Raw genomic sequence first — 20,102 nt, 5'->3', positions numbered from 1 at the left:
CCGCGATCAACGTGCGAAGGAGTCGTGAGTGTTTACGAGTGTTAGAACACTTGTTGCCACTCACGACCCCACCTGACCAGCGGAAGCTCTGGACCGCGACGATCCAGGACGCGAGGGTCACCGAGTGGCGTGTCTACACGGACACTCCGGAGATCCGGGCGAGATTGGGCGTTTCCGACACCACATAGGCCCAACCTTTGAACCGCTCACTCCACCGGCGAGCAGACACCCGGACAACGGCCAACTCCAACCATCCGGTGACGTAGGCCTCATCAGGTGTGAACCGCCCACCGCCGGGTATGCCCGTCGAAGCCCGATCCACACCAGGACAGGAGACCGCCATGCCTGAAGCCGGCACCGAGGAAGACGTCATCGCTTTCCTGAGCAGGCAGCACCGCGAGATCCGGGACCTGTTCACCGCACTCGACACCGCTACCGGCATCGAACGCCGCGATCTGTTCCGCGCGCTGGTCCGGCTGCTCGCCATCCACGAGACGGCCGAAGAGGAGGTCGTCCATCCGGAGGTTCGCAGCCTGGCCGGCGGCGGGCCAGTGGTCGACGCCCGCATTGGCGAGGAACGCAGCGCCAAGGAACTGCTGGTGACACTCGACGACATCGGACCTGAGGCCGAAGGGTTCGACACATTGCTGTTACAGCTGCGCGACGACGTCCTCGCGCACGCCGAGCACGAGGAGCGTGACGAGTTCCCCTTGCTGCGCAAGGCACATACGCCGGAACGCCTGCGTGCGATGGCCTCGACGGTGAAGGTCGCCGAAGCCGTCGCGCCGACCCGGCCGCACCCCGGGGTGGAAAGCGCCACGGCGAACCTTCTGCTCGGGCCACCGGTGGCGATCATGGACCGCGCCCGAGACCTCATCCGCGCGGCACTGGGCCGATGAAATCATGGGAGCCCGAATCATGATGTCGAAACACAACCAGCAGTCCATGGTTTCCACCGCGCCCCGGTTGTTCGCCCTCGTCACCGGGATCGTGTACTTGGTGCTCGGTCTCGGCGGTTTCCTGTTCGCGAGGGACGGGCACTGGGGGATCTTCGGCGCCGGGGTGATCCTGAATCTCCTCCGGACGGTGATCGGCTTGCTCGCCTTGGTCGCCGCCCAGCGGGCCACGGCGTCCCAGCTGTTCGGCTGGGTACTGTTCGCGGCATTGCTCGCGCTCACGGTGTTCGGTGTACTCCTGGCCGCGACCAGTCATCCGCTCGACGTGCGCCCCGTGCTGGAAATCCGGTGGGCAGACAACATCCTCCACGCCGTCACAGCGGTCATCGGGCTCGTCATCGGCATTCTGGTCCAACGCCGCCGCCCATAAGGCGGCCGCTTCGCGTGGCAGTCCACAGTGGAACTCATGGGGCGAAGGTCGCGGACGGTCAGGTGATCGGCTTGCCGCCGGTGACACCGATGATCTCTCCGGTGATGTAACTCGACTCCTGCGAGGCCAGGAACACATACGGCGGAGCGAGTTCGGCGGGTTGTGCGGCCCGGCCGAGCGGGGTGTCCGCGCCGAAGGAGCCGACCTTGCCCGCGGGCATGGTGGCCGGGATGAGCGGTGTCCACACCGGACCGGGTGCGACCGAGTTGACCCGGATTCCCTTCTCCGCCAACTCGGTCGCGAGTCCCTTGGTGAAGTTCACGATCGCGGCCTTGGTCATGGCGTAGTCCATCAGCGCCGGTGACGGCTGAAACGCCTGGATCGACGCGGTGTTGATGATGGTCGAACCCGGCGGCAAATGCGGAATCGCGGCCTTGCACAGCCAGAACATGGCGTAGATATTGGTCTTGAACACCCGGTCGAACTGCTCCGTGCCGATGTCGAGGATCCCGCCCCGCGACATCTGGTAGGCCGCGTTGTTGACGAGGATGTCGATCTGCCCGAACTCCTCGACCGCACGCCGCACGACATGCCCGCAGTGCGCTTCGTCCCGGATGTCGCCCGGCACGGTGACCACCCGCCGCCCCGCCTCCTCGACCAGCCCCGCTGTCTCCCGCGCGTCTGCCTCTTCCTCGTCCAAATAGGACAGGAGCACGTCCGCGCCTTCGCGGGCGAAGGCGATGGCGACCGCGCGGCCGATACCCGAGTCACCACCGGTGATGACCGCTTTGCGCCCCGCCAACCGGCCACTGCCCCGGTAGGTCCGTTCACCGTGATCGGGTTCCGGAGTCATCTCGCCACCGGTGCCCGGATGCGCCTGCTCCTGGCCCTGTTGCCGCACCGGCGCGGGGTGCTGCTCGCGAGGGTCCTGGATGCCGTACTGATCGGAGGTCATGACAACACGGTTCCCCCACTGTCACGAACTAAACCCAGCAGCCTGCCCGTCCACCTGGGTGTCGGCGAATTGGTGCCGTTGGCGCGGCATGATTCCCCGAACCACGGGTATCCGGTCGTCTGGGCGTGCAGGGCAGCGCGACCAGAGACGACCAGCCTGAGGAGAAACATGTTCCGACACACCAAACTGCTGCAGTTCGAAGCCAAACCAGCCAAGCCCGATGCGGTATACGCGAGGAAACTACAAGAGCTCATCGGTGGCGCCTACGGCGAAATGTCCGTGACGATGCAATACCTGTTCCAGGGCTGGAACTGCCGGGTCGAGGGCAAGTACAAGGACCTGATCATGGACACCGCCACCGAGGAGATGGGGCACGTGGAGATGCTGGCCACCATGGTGGCGCGGCTGCTCGAAGGCGCCCCCGCCACCGCGACCGCCGAAGCGGTCAAAGATCCGGTGATGGCCGCGGTGATCGGCGGCATGGACCCCCAGCAGGCCATCGTCGCCGGCGGCGGAGCCGTGCTCGCCGACAGCAACGGCTATCCGTGGAACGGCAAGTACATCGTCGCCAGCGGCAACCTCCTGGCCGACTTCCGCGCCAACGCCGCCGCCGAAGCACAGGGACGGCTGCAGACCGCACGGCTGTACAACATGACCGACGACCCCGGCGTCAAAGCCATGCTGCAGTTCAATCTCGCCCGCGATACCGTCCACCAGAAGCAGTGGCTCGCCGCTATCGAAGAACTCGAAGCCGACGGTCTCGAGGACCCCATCGTGCCGAGCGCGCTGTTCGAGGAAGAAGACCAGGAGCACAACCACACCATCTGGCACCTGTCCGACGGCCCCGACGGCAACAAAGGCGGCTGGAGCACCAATGGTGGCGTCCTGGACTACTTGATGGACCCGAAACCCTTGGGCGGCCCCGGGACCGCACCGAAGCCCGATCCCAAGCTGTACAGCACCTACTCCGCCCCACAGGACGCCGTCGGCACCGCCAAAGGCAAAGCGAAGCAAGCCAAGAACAAGCTGACATCCTGACGGAGGACGATCATGGCCACCGAGTCACCAAGCCCCTGGCGGCCGGTTCGACGTTTCGCGTTGCTGACCGGCGTCGTGTTCCTGTTGGTCGGTGTACTGGGCTTCATTCCGGGAATCACCACCGGTTACGACGAACTCCGGTTCGGCGGACCGCATTCCGACGCCAAGCTGTTCGGTGTTTTCCGGGTGTCGATTCTCCACAACCTGGTCCATCTCCTGTTCGGGGTCGCCGGAGTCGCGGCGTCGAAACACCGGGGCGCGGCCAGGGCTTTCCTCATGGTCGGCGGTGGCGCCTACCTGGTGCTGTGGATCTACGGCGTTGCCATAGGTCATGAAAGCACGGCGAATTTCGTGCCGTTCAACAACGCCGACAACTGGCTGCATCTGGGACTGGGGCTCGGCATGATCGCGCTCGGCGTCGCGAGCACCGCCCTCGAGCGGACCCGCGGTCAATACCCCGAGCCAGATATACAGGGCCAATAAGAACTGGGGTGGCGGGAAGCCCGCCACCCCAGTTCGCCGCTCGGTCAGCTTTGCACTTCCTGTTTCGCGTCCTTGGCCTGCCCGGCGACATCCTTGGCCGCCGAGCGTGCCTCTTGCGACACGTGCGACGCGGCGTCGTCCGCCGTGGACTTGACCGACTCCGCGGCCTTCTGCGCGGGCTCCCTCAGATTCTCCTTGAGGTCGTCCGTGACGTCGCCGAGCTGCGATGCCTGCTCCTGCGCGAAGTCTTTCGCCTGGGCCGCCACCTTCTGTTCGGTCCGGCTCGGTGGCAGGAGGGAAGCGACGAGCCAGCCCGCGCCGAACGCGATCAGCCCGGCCGCCAACGGGTTTCCCTCCGTCCCGCGGCGAACGGCTTCGGGCGCCGAACTCACCGCGTCCGATGTGGACGATGCCGCCGATGACACGTGTTCGCCCGCGGCGGAAGCGGCCGAACTGATCTTGTCGCCCGCGGTGTCCGCTCCGCTGGTCGCCGATCCCATGATCCTGTCCTTCATCGTCGTGACGGCGCCCCTCGCTCGTCCGATCCGGCGTTCGACGATCCGCGCGGGGGTCACCTTCTCGGTCAACGCGTTCACGTCCGCGCCCAGGTTTCGCTGTGTGTGTTCGATTTCGCGTCGTAACTGATCGGGATCACCGGTCATGTCGGTCACTCACCTTTCAAAGCGTCCGGTACCTGCTTGATGGTTTCCACTGTGCGTTGCGGTGTCGGGTTGATGCGACGCGCCTCGCGGCGCCCCACCGCGTACAGGGCCGCACCGGCGATCGTCCACACCGCCGCCACGATCAAAGCCGCCCAGCCCTGATCCATGGCGTTCGCCAGCCCCCACCACAAAGCGCACGACAGGAACAACAGCGCCATGTATCCGGAGAAACCGGCCCCGCCGAAAGCACCCGCGCTCTTCCCCGCTTTGGCCGCTTCCTCTTTCAGTTCCGCCTTCGCCAGCGCGAGTTCCTGCCGTAGCAAGGTCGACAGGTCTTGAGTCACGTTGGTCATCAGCTCACCGGCCGACATCTCACCCACGTCGATCCCGGCGGTTTTCGGACCCGCAGGTCCACTGGGCACGGTCATGGCCGCACCTGTCCTTGCCTGCCCGGCACAGCAGTTCCCTGCTGGGGCAACGGAGTTGTCGCGGGCGGAGACGACTGCGGCAGTGGTGGTGTCACCGGTGCGGCGGGCTCCCCTGCAGGAGGAGGGGCGATGTGCTCTGGCTCGCGGTACGACGGCAGACTCGACGGCGTGGCACCGGCTTCGACGGACTCGCTTGTGTGTGCCGGCACTCTGTCACGCGCGCCGTCCCCGGAGTCTTGTTTCACCTCCGCCACCACTCCCCTGGTCAGCCGGCCCGCCAGAACACCGGCGACCGCCGCTCCGGCGAGGAACACGCCGGGACGCCGTCGGGCGAACCCGCGGACCTCGCTGAGCAGGTCACCCGGTTCCCGGGCTTCCAGCCACGACGCCACGCTCCGCGCGCGTTCCGAGACCTCCTGCACCACATCGGTCGCGACCCCGGGTGCGTCCGCCTTGCCCGACATGTCGTCGAGCTGGTCGGCGATGGCACGTAACGACTTCGCGGTTTTCCGCTGTCCTTCCCTGGTCTGCTCCCGGAGCTGTCCGAGACCCTCGTCCATCAGATCCTTGGCTTCACGGCGTGCCTGCGCGGCAACCTGCTTTGCCTCGTCCGCCACCGTCGAGGCGACCTGGCCTCCGCGCTCCCCTGCCGCCTGGCCGAGTTCGGCCGCCTTGTCCTTGGCGACCTGTGGCGTCGGAGACCCGCCGGAACTTTTCGACGACGTCTGATCACTCACCTGACCGGTCATCTGTTTCTCCTCGTGTCCAAGCCACCTCCGACGAGCACGTGTGCGCTCGTCGAAGGGGAATCGACCGTGGTGTCGATGCGGCAGTCATACCCCGCACCTGTCGCGGTAAACGGCTTCGAGGACAGCGGAAGTTGTTGACCTTAAACGGAAATCGGGTCTGCGCTGCTATCTCCTCAGCCAGCGGAAGAGTCTCGCTCATGTCGACATCTCGCGCAAGATCGAGAAGGACAGGCGACATGAGCGACCACATCAAGTGGACCGGCGGCGTGCGGGAGAAAACGGAGGGCGCGACCAGAATCTTGACGATCGAGAACGGTCCGCTAAATCTCTTGAATCCCCGGATAATGCGTGACCTGCGGGCCAGGCTGAGCGAGGCCGACGCGGATGAAGACGTCTTGGCCATCTTGCTGACCGGCGCGGGCGACTGCTTCTGCGGCGGGCTCGACATCGCCGCCATCCAGGCGGGCGCGGACCCCGTGGAGTTCGCGGAGACACTGGTCGAACTCCTGGACACAATACCGAATCTGGGCGTGCCACTCGCCGCCGCGGTCAACGGCGACGCGCTTGCCTCTGGAGCGTCTCTTGTCGCGGCCTGTGACTACGCCGCTGCCGCCGACAACATCCGCATCGGGACGATGGAGGTCAGTGCGGGAATCTGGCCGATGATCGCTCAGGTGCCACTTATCCATCGACTCGGAGCGCGAGCCGCGATCGAGAACGTGGGTCCGGCGAACCTTTCAACGCGGAGAGGCCGAAGGAGGTGGACTGGTTCAGCGGATCGTCCCACCGGGCGCGGAGATAGACGCCGCTCGAGAATGGCTCGACAAGGCTTCCAGGGCGCCGCACGCCACTCCGGTGGGGCGCCGGTCGCTGTACGAGTTCGCTTCGATGCCCTATGCGGAAGCGCTCCAAGCATCGCTGGCGCGGTTCGTCGCCCTGTTCAACTGAGAGGTACGACGCGTTCGGTGGCGTCGTCACGGTGACCGGCAGGATGGGCGGCGCTACGACACTCAGGTCCACAGTGGACGCCAACGGGACCAAGCGGGCGTCGCGGCCGGCTGGGTTGTGCCGAAACGCAATTCTGTCACCGGAGTGAGGGCGCCACCACGGTCAGCTGGCGCGGTCGAGGACCTCGCGCAGCTTACGCGCGAAGGCCTCAGGTTGCCCCGCGTAGCCGAACTCGCCACCGAGGAAGCCGCCATGATGGCTCGGGAACACCGTCGCCTGCTGACCGAGCAGTGCGGCCGTCGCCACCGCAGTACGTCCGGTGAAGATGCCCCGGGACTCCTCGCCCACCGCGATCACCACCCGCGTCGGTGCCGCGATAAGCGCGTCGACGTCAGGCCGGTAGCCGCTGACCGCCCACGACCGGTCGGAGAGCAGCGGATCGTCGCGGGAGCCGTCATCCTCGGCCGGGAGGCCGAACGCGGCGGCGTCCGGCGCGGACTGGGCGAAGTAGTCGTCGGTGAACTCTCCCTGCCACGAGGTCATGGCGATGAAGGCCGCCATCCCGGCACCCGAGCCTTTGTCCTCGTACGCATCCCGGACGCCGGCCCGGGCACGCTCGGCGCCCCGGGCGTCGGAGAGCACCGGAACAAGCGGTGGCTCGTGCGCGACCAGAGTGGTCACGTCATGGGGATACGCGGCCACGAGGGCGAGCGCGGTCACCGCACCACCGCTGCTCGCGAACATCTCCACCGGGCCCGCACCGAGCGCCTCGATGACGGCGTGCACGTCGGCGGCCTGGATCCGGGGCGCATGGTCGACCCGGCCGTCCTTGCGGATGCTGCGGCCGAGGCCGCGCGGGTCGTAGGTGACCACGGTGCGCTCGGGGAAGTGCGACACCAACGCACCGAAGCCGCTGGCGTCCATGGGCTGGCCGATCATGACCAGCGGTGGGCGTCCGTCGGCGGTCGGCAGCGGGCCGTGGACGTCGTAGGCGAGGTCGACCTCGGGAGTCTTGAGCGTTCGCGTCGTAGTCATACCGTCGTGGCCCCTTCCGCGTCGTGAACTCGTCGGACTTTACCGCCCCCAGCGCGCCCCGACTTGCTGATCGGCTGCGAGCGCCCCTGTTACTTCCAGCGAGGCACGACAAAGCGACACCGGTTATTGATGGGAAAGGCAAACGTGCCGTTTGAGACAAGCTGCCCTGGCGCGACTGCAACACGCCGGCGGCAGTGACCAGCACCGCTCGCAGGCGAGTCGCTCGGCCAAAGGAACGGTCCGCACATCGGCATGACAATGCGTCAAGTGGCAGCGGAAGGTGAAGAATGTCCGCGGGTGCGTTCGCCTGGTTCGTGCGGTCCACTGTAGCTTCAAGTCGGTCGCCTGTTCGGCGCCGGCGCGTGTGGCAACCCGTCACGCGGTCGTGCTGTCAGTCGGTGTGCGTGGGCGGACGGGGGTAGCGGGATGGGCGATTCGCGGAATACTGAGATGCGGCTCCGCGTGCTGGAGGCGATCACCGAAAGCTCGCTCAGAAACCTCGATCTGGACGAACTCTTCGATGCCTTGCTGTGGCGAGTGCGTGAGCTGTTCGCGGTCGACACCATCACCGTTTTATTGACCGACGCCAGCGGTCAGCAGCTGGTGGCCACCGCGGCCTCGGGTCTGGAGGCGGAGGTTTTCCAGGGCGTCCGGGTACCGATAGGGTTGGGTTTCGCGGGGCAGGTGGCTCAGCGCCGGGAGCCGGTGTGGATCGAGCACGTTGACGAGTCCACGGTGGTCAATCCCCTTCTGTGGGAGCGAGGGCTGCGGGTCCTGCTCGGTGTGCCGATGGTGGCTCAGGGGGATCTGGTCGGGGTGACGCACGTCGGCAGTACCGTGCCCCGTCGTTTCACCGACGAGGAGATCGATCTGCTGCAGCTCGTCGCTGACCGGCTCGCGACAGCGGCGCACATGCACCGGTCGCGTTCCGAGCGAGCCGCAGCAGCCATGCTGCAGGACAGTCTCCTGCCCGGGCTCTTGCCGATCCCCGACGGCTGGGAGCTGGCTGCTCGTTACGTCCCCGGCGCCGGCAGCGGTGTCGGCGGGGACTGGTACGACGTGTTCGAGCTTCCGGGCCGGCGCATCGGCGTGGTGATCGGTGACGTGGTCGGCGGGGGGCTGCCCGCCGCGATCGTCATGGGGCGCCTGCGCAGCGCGTTGCGCGCGTACGCACTGGAGTTCGCTGATCCCGCGGAGGTGCTCGGCAAACTCGACCGGAAGGCCAGCCATTTCGAGGCCCACACCATGGCCACGGTCGGCTACGCCGTCATCGACACCGCGACCCAGCGCATGGATCTCGCACTGGCCGGTCACCTGCCGCCTGTCATCGCCGTACCCGGGCAGGCGGCCAGATTCGTCGACGCCCCGGTGGACCCGCCCATCGGCTACGGCCTTGCCGTCACCGGCCGACGCGGGGTCAGCTTCGACGTGCCGCCCGGTGCGCTGATCGTCCTGTACACCGACGGTCTGGTCGAGCGCCGCGGGATGGACCTGGACGACCGTCTGGAGAAGCTCCGCGGGGTCGCGTCACCGGTGTCGCCGGAAGCCGCCTGCGTGCGGATCATGGCCGCCCTCGTCGGTGACCAGCCCGCCACCGATGACATCGCCCTGGTGACGATCCGGCACAGCCCCACTCCCGATTGACAGGCACAATCCCCTGATGCTCCGGCGTCGACGGGGCTTGTCGTCGAGGCCTTCACAGACCAGCAGCGCCCGCGTACGTACGCTCCCTACGGCGGGGCGGCGATCGTTTGCTGACCCCGGAACGAACGGACGGTTCGATGACCGAATACGCCCGGGAGCGGGAGCACCGGCGCCGATCACGCTCCCTGCTCGGGGTCCTCTACTTGGCGGCCATGTCGGCGCTGCTGGCCATCAAAGTCGGCTGGGTCGCCGCGTTGGCCGGGCTGATCGCGGTACTCGTAGCGATGTATGCCGTGTTCACCGTCATCGTATGGCGGGATGGCCGGGCCGAGGCGCGACGACGGGCAGCCGGCGCCGCGCCGTCGTGGTCGGCGCAACTTCCGGTTGCGGTCGCCCAGCAGCTGGGAGCCAAGGCACCCGGACGGCACTCCCGACAGCAGGAGATCGGTGAACTGCTCGGCCGGCTGTCCCTGATAGACGGTGAATTGCGGTGGGAACCGCGGGAAGCCGACCGGAAACGGGCAGTAGATCCGGTCGTCTGGGACAGGTCGTGGACCCCCGAAGTCGCGCCGCTCTGGGGGCCTGGCAGTCAGGGACACTTGACGTTGACCGGAGCCGACGGGACAGTGGCCGACCTGTGGATCCGGCACCCCGCCGACCTGCGCCGTGTTCTCGGACTCTCCGGAGCTGACTGACGACTGTCTGTCTGTCCATAGTGGATAACGCGACGGCCGGCGAAGAACAATGGGTCCGGCGGGAGGCCCAGGCGCGCTCGATCATCGGCGAGGAGCACTGACCGAACATGGCTGGTCCGCGATGAGTGATGTGTTCGTGGAACTCCGGGCGGCCATCCTCCGCGGGGAGTACGCCCCACGGCGGCGACTCATCGATTTGGTCGAGCAGTACGACACCAGCAGGTTCACCCTCCGCAACGTCCTCACCCGGTTGGCGAACGAGGGATTGGTGGAGCTGCAACCGAACCGTGGCGCGCGCGTCCGCGAGATCTCCGTGCCTGAGCCGATCGAGATCACCGAGGTCCGGCGCGCGGCGGAAGGTCTCGTGGCGGCTCGCGCGGCGGAGCGGATCACCGACGACCCCGGCCGCTGGTTTCCCTGCCGGAACATCTGGCGATCGTCGACGCGATCTGTGCGCGACCCCGACAAGGCGAAGCAGAGCTGCTGTCAACGCGCATCGCTGCTCCGACCGCCGCGGTGGCGTAGGCTGTTTGCGATTCGAGGAGGCTTCGCTTGTCCACCACCGCTGACCACCTGCAGGTGCTGGGCATGACCGAGTGGGAGTCCCGCGCCTACCTCGCCTTGCTCAAGGAGTCGCCGGCCACCGGGTACAGCGTGGCGAAGCGATCCGGGGTACCCCGCGCCAAGGTCTACGAGGTTCTCTCGTCACTGGAACGCAAGGACGCGGTTCACGTCACCCGCGGGGAATCCCTGCAGTACGGACCGGTACCGCCCGGCGAGCTGATCGAGCGGATGCGCGTCCAGACCACCGAACGTCTCGACGCGGCGGAAGTGGCGATCGCCGAGTACGCCGTGCAGACCGACAACAACGCGGCCATCTGGGACATCCAGGGCCGCCAGCAGATCCTGTCCAGGGCCCGGCGGCTCATCGAAGGTGCCCAGCGCCGGATCCTGATGGAGATCTGGGAGTCGGACGCCGACGAGCTGCGAGCCGACCTCGACGCCGCGTCCGCTCGCGAAGTCGAAATCATCGTGGTCGCCTACGGTGACCCGGGTTATCCGTTCGCCCAGGTCTACCCGCATCCGCTGCTCGACGAGGTGACCGGCGGCCGCTGGCTGGTGCTCAGTGTGGACGACCGTGAGGTGATCGCCGGCATCGTCTCCAGTGGCGACCGGAGCCGGGCCGCGCTGACCACCCACCCCGGGCTGGTCGTGCCGGTCACCGAACTGGTCCGCCAGGATCTGTACAAGCTGGAGATACTGGCCGCCTACGGGGATGTGCTGGAGAGCAAGTTCGGCCCCGGCCTGAGCAAGCTGCGCGAGATGTTCGGCGCCTGCGCGCAGCATCCCGACGTGCCGTAATTCCTGGGCAACCAGCCCAAAAAGGGTGCGCGTGCCGGGCACGCACACCCCCTTCCCGGTCAGGCCCGGCGCCCCCTGGCCGCCACGGTCATCCAGGTGTAGTCCAGGAAGGTCGGCGTCTCGTACAGCGCGAACGCCTCGTCGAGCTCCTCGCGGGTGATCAGCCCGGTGTCGACGGCGTGCGCCTCGACCAGCTTCGTGGTGTTCTTCAGCCACTCGGCCAGCGGCTCCCCACCCCTGGCCGGCATGATCATCCCCTCCGCGCCGCAGTCGGCCAATCCCGCCGCCTCCAACGGAACCGGCAGGGTCCGCGCCCAGGTCGTGGCCGTGCCGACCCGTTCGGTCAGTACCCGGTCCAGCACCTCCATGGACCGCCGAGTCTGCGGGTGCGACGACAGCTCGGGCAACGTCGTCCCGACCTCGACGAGCAGCCAGCCACCCGGTTTGAGCCACGACACCATCCGCTTGATCACCCCTTCGCGGTCGGGCAGGTGGTCGAGCACGAAGCGGGTATGGATGAGGTCGAACGCACCGGGCGCCTCGTCGGCCGTGACGTCGTGGTGCAGCACGGTCACCCCGAGATCGGCCAGCGGGGCGAGGAACTTGACGCTGAGATCGGTGGCCACGACGTTCTCGCCCCCGGCCAGTTCGGCCATCCGCCTGGCGACCGACCCGGCACCGGCACCGACCTCCAGGCACTTCCAGCCGGGCTGGATGTCGAGACTTCCGAGCTGCCGCAGGGTGAACGGATCAAAGATCTGCTCCAACAGGGTCAGTCTCCGATACTCCACCTGCGCCTCGGTGTCGACGAAGTCGTTCCAGCCGATCGTCTGTGTCATAAGCGTTTCCTCTTCGAATCGAGTCGGTGCGGGGGAAGGGATCCGCTCGAGATCAAGAGCATATCCAGGCCGCCCGGCGGCCGGCCTTCGGCGCGGCGATGGTCGCGATCGCAGGCGCGCCGGCCAAGGGGTCGTGAGTGTTTACGAGTGTTAGAACACTTGTTGCCACTCACGACCATCTGCAAACCGGCGAAGGGTTGTCTCAGCGAACTCCGGCGATCACCTTCAGGTAGTCCTCGACGAGTCGTCGCATCGTGTAGCGCTCCAGTACTCCGGCGCGGGCGCGCTCGCCGAATTCCCGGCGCAGCGCGGGATCGGCGAGCAGCCTGACGAGCGCGGCGCGTACGCCATCGAGGTCAGCCGGGTCGACGAGCAGACCGTTGTAGCCGTCCGTGATCTGCTGGCGCAGACCGCCGACCTCGGACGCGACCACCGCACGTCCCTTGACCATCGCCTCGGTCACGGTGAGCCCGAAACCCTCCTGCAGACTCTTCTGCAGGACCACGTCGGCCCTGCGCTGCAACGCGTTCACCACGCGCGCGTTGTGTTCCGGCTGTTTCAGCGAGATGTTCACCAGGTGCACCCGGGCACGGTCCGCTTCGGACAGTCCGGTGAGCACGTCGCGCACCTCGGCGAGGACGGCGAGCCCTTCCAAGTCGTCGGGGATTTCCGTGGGTTCGGTCCCCGCGAGCACGATGTGCGCGTCTTGCGGGAGGCCGACGACGCATCGCACCACACCGGGCATGTCCTTGAGCCGGTCCCACCGCGACACCTGGAGCACCACGCGTGCGTTGTACGGCAACGGCTTTTCCTGAATGACCGTCACACCGGGTGAGACGCGGCCGGTGGTGAGGCCGATCTCGGCCAGCACCACGGCGACCTCGTCTTGGGTGAGCTCCCGGTTCTTCGGCGCCGCCGGGTCGATCGCGGGCGGGACCAGGAACAGCTCGCGCACGTTCGGCGGAGCGAACTCGGGCAAGGTGGTGACCACGGCGTCCACCGCGGCGAGTTCGTCGTCGAGCGCCCGCCACACCGCGCCGGGCCCGCGTTCGGGCGCGATGTCGGCGCCGATGTGACAGTGCCACACCACCCGCGCACCCGCGGCCTCGATGGCCGGGGCCAGCCCGAGCGTTTGCGGGTCGTGCAGGACAACGACATCACCACGTGTCACGCGCTGTGCGAACCATTCGCCCTGCGGCGCGAGCGTGGCACGATAGGTGCGCATGAGCGCGGGATCGTCGAGCCGGCCGGGGTCGGCGTTTCCGTGCAGCAGATGATGCAGGTACTTGGTCATCACGTAGAAGTCGGCGGTTCCCGCGATCACCGCCCAACCGGCGTGTTGATGACGCACGAGCCCGCGCAGCAGTTCGGAGACTCCCCCGCCGGTCGCCGTCGCGTTCACGTGTACGACAAGCGGCTTTTCCGTACCGGGTTCGACTTCCCAGACCGGTGTGAGCATTACAGCGCCTCCCGGCTACGAAAGTCATTTCCCACAGTTCGAGATCGTAAACCCCACCAGCCGCGCGCCCTACTGTGGAAATGCCTTTGAGTAAAGTGTCGGGGCTCCTGGCGCGCCACGTTTGGCCTTCTCGCCAATGACACCTTGTTTCCACTCACGACAGACCTCGGAGAGCGACTAGGGCAGTGAGCCACTCAGGCTAGGAACCACCTCGGCGGGTAACCCGAACAGGTTGGTTTTCCCGATCATCGGAACAGCTGGTACTACGCTGAGCTCAAGATCGACTACGGGGAGTCCACCATGCGTCTGCGTTCCATCACCGCTTCGGTCATTCTCGCCTGCGCCACCTGCGTCGCGCCCGCCGCACTGGGGACCGGAGCCGAGTCGTCGGCGATCCAGCCATGCCCCGAAGTGAATGATCCGCCCAGCTACAGTTTCTCGAAGTCCTCCACGGCCTGGATGGCGACGAACCTGCGCAGCGACTACCTGCGTGGGCCGGGCACCATCACGTACAACAAGACCGCGACCTCGACGGTCAACGCGTCGATCACCGGCACGACCAGCGCCGAGGCCGGGGTCATCTTCGCGAAGGCCAGCGTCTCGCTCGCGGTCAGCGTCGGCGCGAGCTACTCGAAGTCCGACTCGTGGTCCTATGCCGCAACAGTGCCCGCGGGCAAGGCCATGCGACTGCAGCAGTACAAGGAAGGCCGGGCGTTCACCGTCCAGAAGTACCGGATCGTCCCGCCCTGCAAGACGAAGTACCTCTGGACCAAGAAGGTGAAGGCGCCGGTCAAGAACGCCAGCTATCTCTGGCAGCTCGTCAGCTGACCATCCTTTGAGGACCACTCGCCTGGTTACGGGCGGCCGGATTCCACGGTTTTCACCACCGGCCCGGAAGTACGCGGTAATGTGACCTCATGCCCGTGTCGTCAAAGGCCCGCAAGCGTATCCGCGACTTTCTTGAGCCTGCCGACGAGATCCAGTACGTTTTTCCGGCCGACATCGTGCGCAGTGCCTTCCCGAGCGTCATCTTCGTCGTGAGCCGGCACGCCATCACAATCCTGTCCACGGGCTTCTGGACCAGAAGCATGCCGAAGTCCGTACTGGCAAGGAACCCGCGAAACTTCCGCCTGGGCCCGGTGAGCACACCCCAGACGACGCCGTGGTTCACCCTGCACGGAATCGAATACGAAGTCAGCGACGAATACACTCCGTCATCAACGCCGCCGACGCCGAAATCATGTCGCGAGACCTGGCGCCCCCGGACCCGCTACCGGATCTCTGAGTTCACGAACCCGTTTCGATCACGGTCGCGGGGCCCGGGCATCCGCTCGCGATCAGGCGAACTGGCCCAGCTGGTAGTCACCGGCGGGCTGCTGGATGATGACGTTCATCCGGTTGTAGGCGTTGATGAGGGCGATGAGAGACACCAGAGCGGCCAACTGGTCCTCGTCATAGTGCTTCGCGACATTCGCCCAGATCTCATCCGTGACTCCGCCGTTGTCGGCAATCCGGGTGCCCTGTTCGGCCAGTTCCAAGGCGGCCCGCTCAGCCTCGGTGAAGACCGTCGCCTCCCGCCAGGCCGCGACCAGGTTGAGGCGCACCGAAGTCTCCCCGGCGTGCGTGGCTTCCTTGGTGTGCATATCGAGACAGAAACCGCAGCCGTTGATCTGACTGGCGCGGATCTTCACCAGTTCCTGGGTCGCGGCCGGCAGCGTCGAGCCCGCCAAGACCACGCCCGCCGAGTTGATGTATTTCGCGAACTTGGCCGCGACAGGGTTGCCGAAGAAGTTGAGCCGAGCGTCCATTGTGGTCTCCTTGCCGGGTGAACGGTTACACACTCATGACCGAACAACCCGGCGAGATGTGACAGCAGAACGAGCCGCACGACTATGACGTGCGTCTCACCCGAAGTGAGCGCGACCGGAATTCCGGTCAGGTCAGTTCAAGCCCGCCGTCGACAGTAAGGATTTGGCCCGTAAGCCAGGTGGAATCGGGGTCCGCGAGCCGGACGATCCAGGCCGCGACGTCGTCGGGTGTGCCCCGCCGCCCCAGGGGGATACGGTCCGCTTCCTCTCGTTTGATCCGGTCGACCACGTCCTCGTCCAAGCCGGACGCCGCCAGGGCGTTGCTCTCCGTCGGGCCAGGGGCAACGGCGTTGACCCTGATCTTTTCCGGGGCGAGTTCCAGCGCCCAGCTCTTGGTGAGCATCTCCATGGCGCTTTTGCTGGCGGCGTAATGGGATCCTTCCGCGAGCGGCCGATGGCCGAAGGTGCTGGACACGTTGACGATCGAGCCCTGGACCTCACGCAGATGCGGCAGCGTCGCGCGAGCGAGCAGGCTCGGTGCGGTGACGTTGAGCGCGAACAAGTCGTTGATGCCGGAACGGGTCACCTCGGCCAGCGGGACGATCGCGGCGGCGCCGGCGTTGTTCACCAGCACGTCGACCCGCCCCCATCGGCTGCCCGCCGCGTCGATGATCGCCTCGGGCGCGTCATCGGAGCAGATGTCGGCAGCGAAGGCCTCGATGGCCGGATGCCGGCGCGCGGTCTCCTCCAGCGCTTCCTTGCGTCGGCCGACACCGAGGACATGAGCTCCGACCTCGGCAAAGGCGATGGCGGTGGCACGTCCGATACCCGACCCCGCTCCCGTGACGATCACGACTCGATTGGCCAGATGGTCGGCGGATGGGTGCACGGTAGCCATGAGCAGCCTTTGTTCGATGTTTGTCGAACATCGAACAAACTAGCATGACAGCACTCGATGACTTCGCCGGCACTGGAGCACTGGGCGGGTGTAACGGCCGGCGCTACCCGTGGGGCGCGACTCCGAACTCCAGTGCCGTCCGCCCTTCAGCCACTGGACCCGAGTCGTGGAGCATGAGTCCGCAGTCGGCGGCCAGCCCGGCCAGCTCGTCGACCGTCCGTTCCCGGCCGCCGAAGCACATCAGCATGAACAGATCTATCGCGGTGTCGGCTCCCTCCCCCCGCACCGGCTCGATCACCACCACGGTGCCGTTCGGTGCGGCGGCCCGACGACACCCGGCCAGAATCTCGCGGGCGTGGTCGTCGTCCCAGTCGTGCAGGATGTCGGACAGAAGATAGACGTCAGCCCCCGCAGGCAGGGGGTCGAAGAAGCTGCCGGAAACGGCGCCGGCCCGATCATCGAGTCCGGCTGCCGCGAATCTGCCGGTCGCAGCGATAGCCGCCGGAGAGAGGTCCAGAACCCGTCCGCGCAGATCGGGATGGGCGTGCAGGATCGCCGCGAGCACGAGCCCATCGCCCCCGCCCACGTCGACGATCTCGGAGAAGCGGCTCCAGTCGAAGCGTTCAGCGATCTGCGGCGCCTGCACCTGGAATCGCCAATTCATCTGGGCGTCGAACGAGCGCCGCAGTTGCGGACTGGTGTCGAGGTCCGCCCAGAATTCACGCTCGTATCGATGCACGTAGGCGGGAGCGCCGGTGGTGATTGTCCCGAGCAGGTCGACGAAGGCGAGTTCCGCGCGCCCGCCGGCACTGTTGATGTCGAGTAGGGGCTTGATCCCTTCCGGGGCGTCCTCGCTCATCTGGGCGCCGAGGTCCGTGGGCCGAAAGTGACCGGACTTCAGATCGAGGTCGAAGACGCCGATCGTGACCAGGTGATCAAGCAAGCATCGCATGGCCGGCGTCGCGGTTCCGGTCTCGGAAGCGAGCCGCTCCGCCGTCGCTCCCGCGCTCCCCGCGCGTTCCACCAGGCTGAGCGTCGCGGCCACGCGGATGGCCATCGGGGTGGCCAGACCGGCCATGGCTCGAATCGAAGGTGCTGCCGTAGATAGACCCATGACCTGAACCTATCCATGCTGACGCGGTCGCCTCAAGAAGATGGTTTGGCGGGGCGGCGTTCGGGCCCATAGCGTGCCAGTGACCGTGAGATCGCGCGAGGAGGTGAGACCCATGAAGCTGTATCGACGTGGGTGCTCCCTCTCTTCGTCACGGTCGGGCGATTGATGTAGGTGTCGCCGGGAGCGCCTCGACAACAAGGCACTTCCGAAAGGCAACAACCTCTGCATTCTCTACATTTCACTGCGGAGACATCGTCTACTAGAACACCTTGGGTTGCCACTCACGAGCCACCCACTCAGCCGCACCGCGCGAACGCCTGTCTGTGAAATCTACCGCTAACCGCGGCGAACAAGTCTTCGGTGTCGCACTTCCCAGAGCAACCAATGCGCGCGGCTCTGACAGTGGTGCCCGGGGCGGTGGTCTAGGCGGTGCTGGTGCCGCCGAATTTCGGCACTGTCGTATCCGCCGTGATGTCCGACGAGGTCGGCACCATCAGCGACTTCCTCGGCACTCCGGGCGACGCCACCATCGCCTGGGCGCATTTCCTCGCCGGCGGCCTGTTCCTCGGCCGCTGGATGTACCGCTGGGATGCGGGAGCGCGGCCAGCCGGCCCTGGTCAGCTCTGCGGTGCTGCTGCTCACGTTCCTGCTGGCCCCGCTGGGCCTGCTCGCTCATTTCGCACTCCGCGAGCTGCCCACCTCCTGATCCACACCGGCGAACAGTGCCTCGCATGGCTGAAATTCCACAACTCAAAGTGGATTCACAGGCTCCTGTAGCGATACTCCCAGGATGACCGGCGATGCTGACCAGGTGCTTCAGCAAGTCGATCGGCCCCTCCGGACGCGCCGGTCGTGGCTGACGGTGCCCTTGTTGCCGACACCGAAACGAACACCGTTCACGTTCTTCTACCTGGCGCTGTTGCTCGGAACGACGCTGTTCCTCCAGTTCGGCAACCCGGCGCTGGGAGCTCGACTGCTCGAGCTTTCGAGCACCGACGCCCACAATCTCTGGCGGCGTCCGCTGTTCGCGCTGCTCACCAGCGCGTTCTGGGTCAGCGATGGAACCTGGTTGCCCTACGCCGTGATCTTCGCCGTGGCCGTCGCGCCGCTCGAACGGCGGTTCGGCGCGCTGCACACCATGGGCGTGTTCTTCAGCGGGCACGTCCTGGCGACCCTGGCCACCGAACTGCCCGTCATGTGGGCGATACGCACCGGAGACCTGCCCCGCGTGGACGGGCATTGGCTCGACATCGGCGTCAGCTACGGGTTCTTCACCACGGCCGGCGCCCTTGTCTTCCTGCTCGCCGGTCGCGCGCGGCTGTGGGCACTGCTCACGATGGAAGTTTTCATCGTGCTCTTCTACGTCACCGACGACCCGACCACGTTGGCGGCGGTGGTCACCCTGCTCGGCCACACGATCGCCGCCCACCTCGGCCTGTTCTTCTGGGGCCCTCGGTTACGCCGGAGATCCCTGGCGCGGGCTCAACCCGGGCCGGATCTCGGCTGACTGATCTCGTCCGTGACGGCAATCTGGTCGTAGCGGTGCAGCGCGAGTCCTCGCGCGTAGCGCCGGGCGATCCTGGACGTCAACGACTCGCCAGGCGCCTCTGTCACGCCGAAGACTGTGCCCGGGTAGTCCAGCGGTTCCATCACCGTGGCGATGCGTTCCCAGTCACCAGGCGGGATCAGCTCGGCCGGGGCGCCGCCGGCGAACCAGCCCATCGGCACCACAACTCCGGGCGGCACCACCGTATTGACATATACCGCCGCCCCGAATTCGACAATGGCACCAGCGCCGAGACGCGCACCGTTGTAGAGCATGGCTCCAGTCGCGACCCGCGCGTCGCCGTCGATGACGCACCCGCTCAGATGCGCGTGCGGGCCGACCGTGACGTTGTCCCCCAGGCGCACCGGGTGCCGCTGAGAGCCCCGGAGCACGGCGTGCTCCATGATCACGCAGTGCGCGCCAATCCGCACCGGGCCGCCCTCCGCGGTGAGCACCGCACCGAAGAGCACCCGGCTGTGCGGCCCGACTGTGACATCGCCACACAGCACAGCGGTCGGCGCGACATACGCCGACTTGTCGACTCGCGGGTGACGGTGTTGATGTTCGATCAGCACCGCACCACGGCCGACCGGGTGCAGGTAATCTTCGCGAATGGTCATTCCGGCCTCCGATCGGATCCGATGATCGATACCGGCCGCGGCGCCCCTCCGCGCCGGGACCGCACCACAGACCGACGGTACGCCGGACCCGCACCCAGAGGCCAGACCGTCACGCGCCGTACTTCGGCCATGGATTTCACCTTGGCGTGGCGATGCGGCCGGGCGGTGTTCAGCCAGGCAGCAGAGCGGTCATCAGCCTTTGCACCGGGCTGGAAGACTCCGAAAGGGTGTGTCCGATCTGCTTCGACGCCCGTCGGCTCGACAAGGGCAACCTCGTCGCCAACGCGGAACTCGGCGGAACCGTCCCGATGTGGGACTGGATCGGCGACGAGGCCGCAACAACCTTCGGCTACTAGATGATTGATTCCGTGAAGGTCACGTGAAGTGACCCGGTTCGGGGCGTAAGAGGAGGGTGTCCAAGATCAATGTGTGAGCAAAGATCTAGACACCCTCCTGACCGCACTCTACGTGTTCGTTGACGACTGCGTGGTCC

General features: G+C 66.6%; 24 protein-coding genes. 13 read left to right on the top strand and 11 right to left on the bottom strand.

Annotated elements, in window-relative coordinates; translation table 11 throughout:
* The first annotated feature begins 341 nt into the window (after window positions 1–341).
* Together VGP60_RS18140 and VGP60_RS18135 are read left to right on the top strand one after the other, a co-directional pair.
* Window positions 342–899: a hemerythrin domain-containing protein gene (locus tag VGP60_RS18140; protein WP_327549200.1), complete on the top strand. Its 558-nt coding sequence runs from the start codon at window positions 342–344 to the stop codon at window positions 897–899.
* A 19-nt stretch (window positions 900–918) separates the two neighbouring features.
* Window positions 919–1,326 carry a DUF4383 domain-containing protein gene (locus VGP60_RS18135; protein WP_327549199.1) on the top strand — a complete coding sequence of 136 codons (408 nt, stop codon included), beginning with the start codon at window positions 919–921 and terminating at the stop codon, window positions 1,324–1,326.
* A gap of 58 nt (window positions 1,327–1,384) precedes the next feature.
* Here VGP60_RS18135 and VGP60_RS18130 read toward each other — a convergent pair whose 3' ends face one another.
* A complete protein-coding gene (locus VGP60_RS18130; RefSeq protein WP_327549198.1) occupies window positions 1,385–2,281 on the bottom strand; it encodes an SDR family oxidoreductase in 897 nt (298 codons plus the stop codon).
* Window positions 2,282–2,449: 168 nt separating this feature from the next.
* On the opposite strand from VGP60_RS18130, the gene VGP60_RS18125 reads away from it, so the two are divergent.
* Window positions 2,450–3,319 carry a manganese catalase family protein gene (locus VGP60_RS18125; protein ID WP_327549197.1) on the top strand — a complete coding sequence of 290 codons (870 nt, stop codon included), beginning with the start codon at window positions 2,450–2,452 and terminating at the stop codon, window positions 3,317–3,319.
* Window positions 3,320–3,331: 12 nt separating this feature from the next.
* Window positions 3,332–3,802, top strand: coding sequence for a DUF4383 domain-containing protein (locus VGP60_RS18120; protein WP_327549196.1), 471 nt, complete (start codon window positions 3,332–3,334; stop codon window positions 3,800–3,802).
* A gap of 44 nt (window positions 3,803–3,846) precedes the next feature.
* On the opposite strand, the gene VGP60_RS18115 is transcribed toward VGP60_RS18120, so the two are convergent.
* Genes VGP60_RS18115 through VGP60_RS18105 form a run of 3 tightly spaced genes read right to left on the bottom strand, consistent with a single transcriptional unit; the run spans window position 3,847 to window position 5,641 of the window.
* A complete protein-coding gene (locus VGP60_RS18115) occupies window positions 3,847–4,464 on the bottom strand; it encodes a DUF3618 domain-containing protein (protein WP_327549195.1) in 618 nt (205 codons plus the stop codon).
* Between the two features lie 5 nt (window positions 4,465–4,469).
* Window positions 4,470–4,835 (bottom strand): phage holin family protein, encoded by a 366-nt coding sequence (locus VGP60_RS18110; protein WP_327549194.1) that lies wholly within the window; start codon window positions 4,833–4,835, stop codon window positions 4,470–4,472.
* Between the two features lie 53 nt (window positions 4,836–4,888).
* Window positions 4,889–5,641: a hypothetical protein gene (locus VGP60_RS18105; protein ID WP_327549193.1), complete on the bottom strand. Its 753-nt coding sequence runs from the start codon at window positions 5,639–5,641 to the stop codon at window positions 4,889–4,891.
* A gap of 236 nt (window positions 5,642–5,877) precedes the next feature.
* Between VGP60_RS18105 and VGP60_RS18100 the strand changes: the two genes are divergently transcribed.
* A complete protein-coding gene (locus VGP60_RS18100) occupies window positions 5,878–6,624 on the top strand; it encodes an enoyl-CoA hydratase/isomerase family protein (RefSeq protein WP_327549192.1) in 747 nt (248 codons plus the stop codon).
* 127 nt (window positions 6,625–6,751) lie between these two features.
* Here the strand turns inward: VGP60_RS18100 and VGP60_RS18095 are convergent, their stop codons facing one another.
* Window positions 6,752–7,624, bottom strand: a complete 873-nt coding sequence (locus VGP60_RS18095; RefSeq protein ID WP_327549191.1) for an alpha/beta hydrolase — start codon at window positions 7,622–7,624, stop codon at window positions 6,752–6,754.
* Window positions 7,625–8,074: 450 nt separating this feature from the next.
* Here VGP60_RS18095 and VGP60_RS18090 point away from each other — a divergent pair, with 450 nt between their 5' ends.
* From VGP60_RS18090 to VGP60_RS18075, 4 genes are all read left to right on the top strand, one after another.
* Window positions 8,075–9,268: a GAF domain-containing SpoIIE family protein phosphatase gene (locus VGP60_RS18090; RefSeq protein ID WP_327549190.1), complete on the top strand. Its 1,194-nt coding sequence runs from the start codon at window positions 8,075–8,077 to the stop codon at window positions 9,266–9,268.
* 137 nt (window positions 9,269–9,405) lie between these two features.
* On the top strand, window positions 9,406–9,963 hold the full coding sequence (locus VGP60_RS18085) for a hypothetical protein (RefSeq protein WP_327549189.1): 558 nt from the start codon (window positions 9,406–9,408) through the stop codon (window positions 9,961–9,963).
* Between the two features lie 121 nt (window positions 9,964–10,084).
* Window positions 10,085–10,555: a GntR family transcriptional regulator gene (locus VGP60_RS18080; RefSeq protein WP_327549188.1), complete on the top strand. Its 471-nt coding sequence runs from the start codon at window positions 10,085–10,087 to the stop codon at window positions 10,553–10,555.
* Window positions 10,516–11,325 carry a TrmB family transcriptional regulator gene (locus tag VGP60_RS18075; RefSeq protein ID WP_327549187.1) on the top strand — a complete coding sequence of 270 codons (810 nt, stop codon included), beginning with the start codon at window positions 10,516–10,518 and terminating at the stop codon, window positions 11,323–11,325. Before VGP60_RS18080 ends, VGP60_RS18075 begins: the two co-directional genes overlap by 40 nt.
* A 59-nt stretch (window positions 11,326–11,384) precedes the next feature.
* Here VGP60_RS18075 and VGP60_RS18070 read toward each other — a convergent pair whose 3' ends face one another.
* Window positions 11,385–12,164 (bottom strand): class I SAM-dependent methyltransferase, encoded by a 780-nt coding sequence (locus VGP60_RS18070; protein ID WP_327549186.1) that lies wholly within the window; start codon window positions 12,162–12,164, stop codon window positions 11,385–11,387.
* A 202-nt stretch (window positions 12,165–12,366) separates the two neighbouring features.
* Entirely contained in the window at window positions 12,367–13,623 is a 1,257-nt protein-coding gene (locus VGP60_RS18065) for a glycosyltransferase (protein ID WP_327549185.1), read from the bottom strand.
* Between the two features lie 300 nt (window positions 13,624–13,923).
* Between VGP60_RS18065 and VGP60_RS18060 the strand changes: the two genes are divergently transcribed.
* Window positions 13,924–14,451, top strand: coding sequence for a hypothetical protein (locus tag VGP60_RS18060; protein ID WP_327549184.1), 528 nt, complete (start codon window positions 13,924–13,926; stop codon window positions 14,449–14,451).
* Between the two features lie 509 nt (window positions 14,452–14,960).
* On the opposite strand, the gene VGP60_RS18055 is transcribed toward VGP60_RS18060, so the two are convergent.
* From VGP60_RS18055 to VGP60_RS18045, 3 genes are all read right to left on the bottom strand, one after another.
* The gene (locus tag VGP60_RS18055; RefSeq protein ID WP_327549183.1) at window positions 14,961–15,431 is read right to left on the bottom strand and encodes a carboxymuconolactone decarboxylase family protein; all 471 of its coding nucleotides are present in this window, start codon (window positions 15,429–15,431) and stop codon (window positions 14,961–14,963) included.
* A gap of 127 nt (window positions 15,432–15,558) precedes the next feature.
* Window positions 15,559–16,329 (bottom strand): SDR family oxidoreductase, encoded by a 771-nt coding sequence (locus VGP60_RS18050; RefSeq protein WP_327549182.1) that lies wholly within the window; start codon window positions 16,327–16,329, stop codon window positions 15,559–15,561.
* A 103-nt stretch (window positions 16,330–16,432) separates the two neighbouring features.
* Window positions 16,433–17,407 (bottom strand): methyltransferase, encoded by a 975-nt coding sequence (locus tag VGP60_RS18045; RefSeq protein ID WP_327549181.1) that lies wholly within the window; start codon window positions 17,405–17,407, stop codon window positions 16,433–16,435.
* A 465-nt stretch (window positions 17,408–17,872) separates the two neighbouring features.
* Here VGP60_RS18045 and VGP60_RS18040 point away from each other — a divergent pair, with 465 nt between their 5' ends.
* Both VGP60_RS18040 and VGP60_RS18035 read left to right on the top strand, forming a co-directional pair.
* Window positions 17,873–18,220: an abscisic acid-deficient protein Aba4 family protein gene (locus VGP60_RS18040; protein ID WP_327549180.1), complete on the top strand. Its 348-nt coding sequence runs from the start codon at window positions 17,873–17,875 to the stop codon at window positions 18,218–18,220.
* Between the two features lie 13 nt (window positions 18,221–18,233).
* Window positions 18,234–18,950: a rhomboid-like protein gene (locus VGP60_RS18035; protein ID WP_327549179.1), complete on the top strand. Its 717-nt coding sequence runs from the start codon at window positions 18,234–18,236 to the stop codon at window positions 18,948–18,950.
* Here the strand turns inward: VGP60_RS18035 and VGP60_RS18030 are convergent.
* Window positions 18,926–19,609, bottom strand: a complete 684-nt coding sequence (locus VGP60_RS18030) for a gamma carbonic anhydrase family protein (protein ID WP_327549178.1) — start codon at window positions 19,607–19,609, stop codon at window positions 18,926–18,928. The genes VGP60_RS18035 and VGP60_RS18030 overlap by 25 nt on opposite strands.
* 227 nt (window positions 19,610–19,836) lie before the next feature.
* On the opposite strand from VGP60_RS18030, the gene VGP60_RS18025 reads away from it, so the two are divergent.
* Window positions 19,837–19,965, top strand: coding sequence for a hypothetical protein (locus VGP60_RS18025; RefSeq protein WP_327549177.1), 129 nt, complete (start codon window positions 19,837–19,839; stop codon window positions 19,963–19,965).
* Window positions 19,966–20,102 lie beyond the last annotated feature (137 nt).

The sequence above is a fragment of the Amycolatopsis sp. genome, from assembly GCF_036008905.1.
Lineage (GTDB): Bacteria > Actinomycetota > Actinomycetes > Mycobacteriales > Pseudonocardiaceae > Amycolatopsis.
Note: the sequence above shows the minus strand (reverse complement) of the source record. Positions and strands in the feature narration are given on the sequence as shown.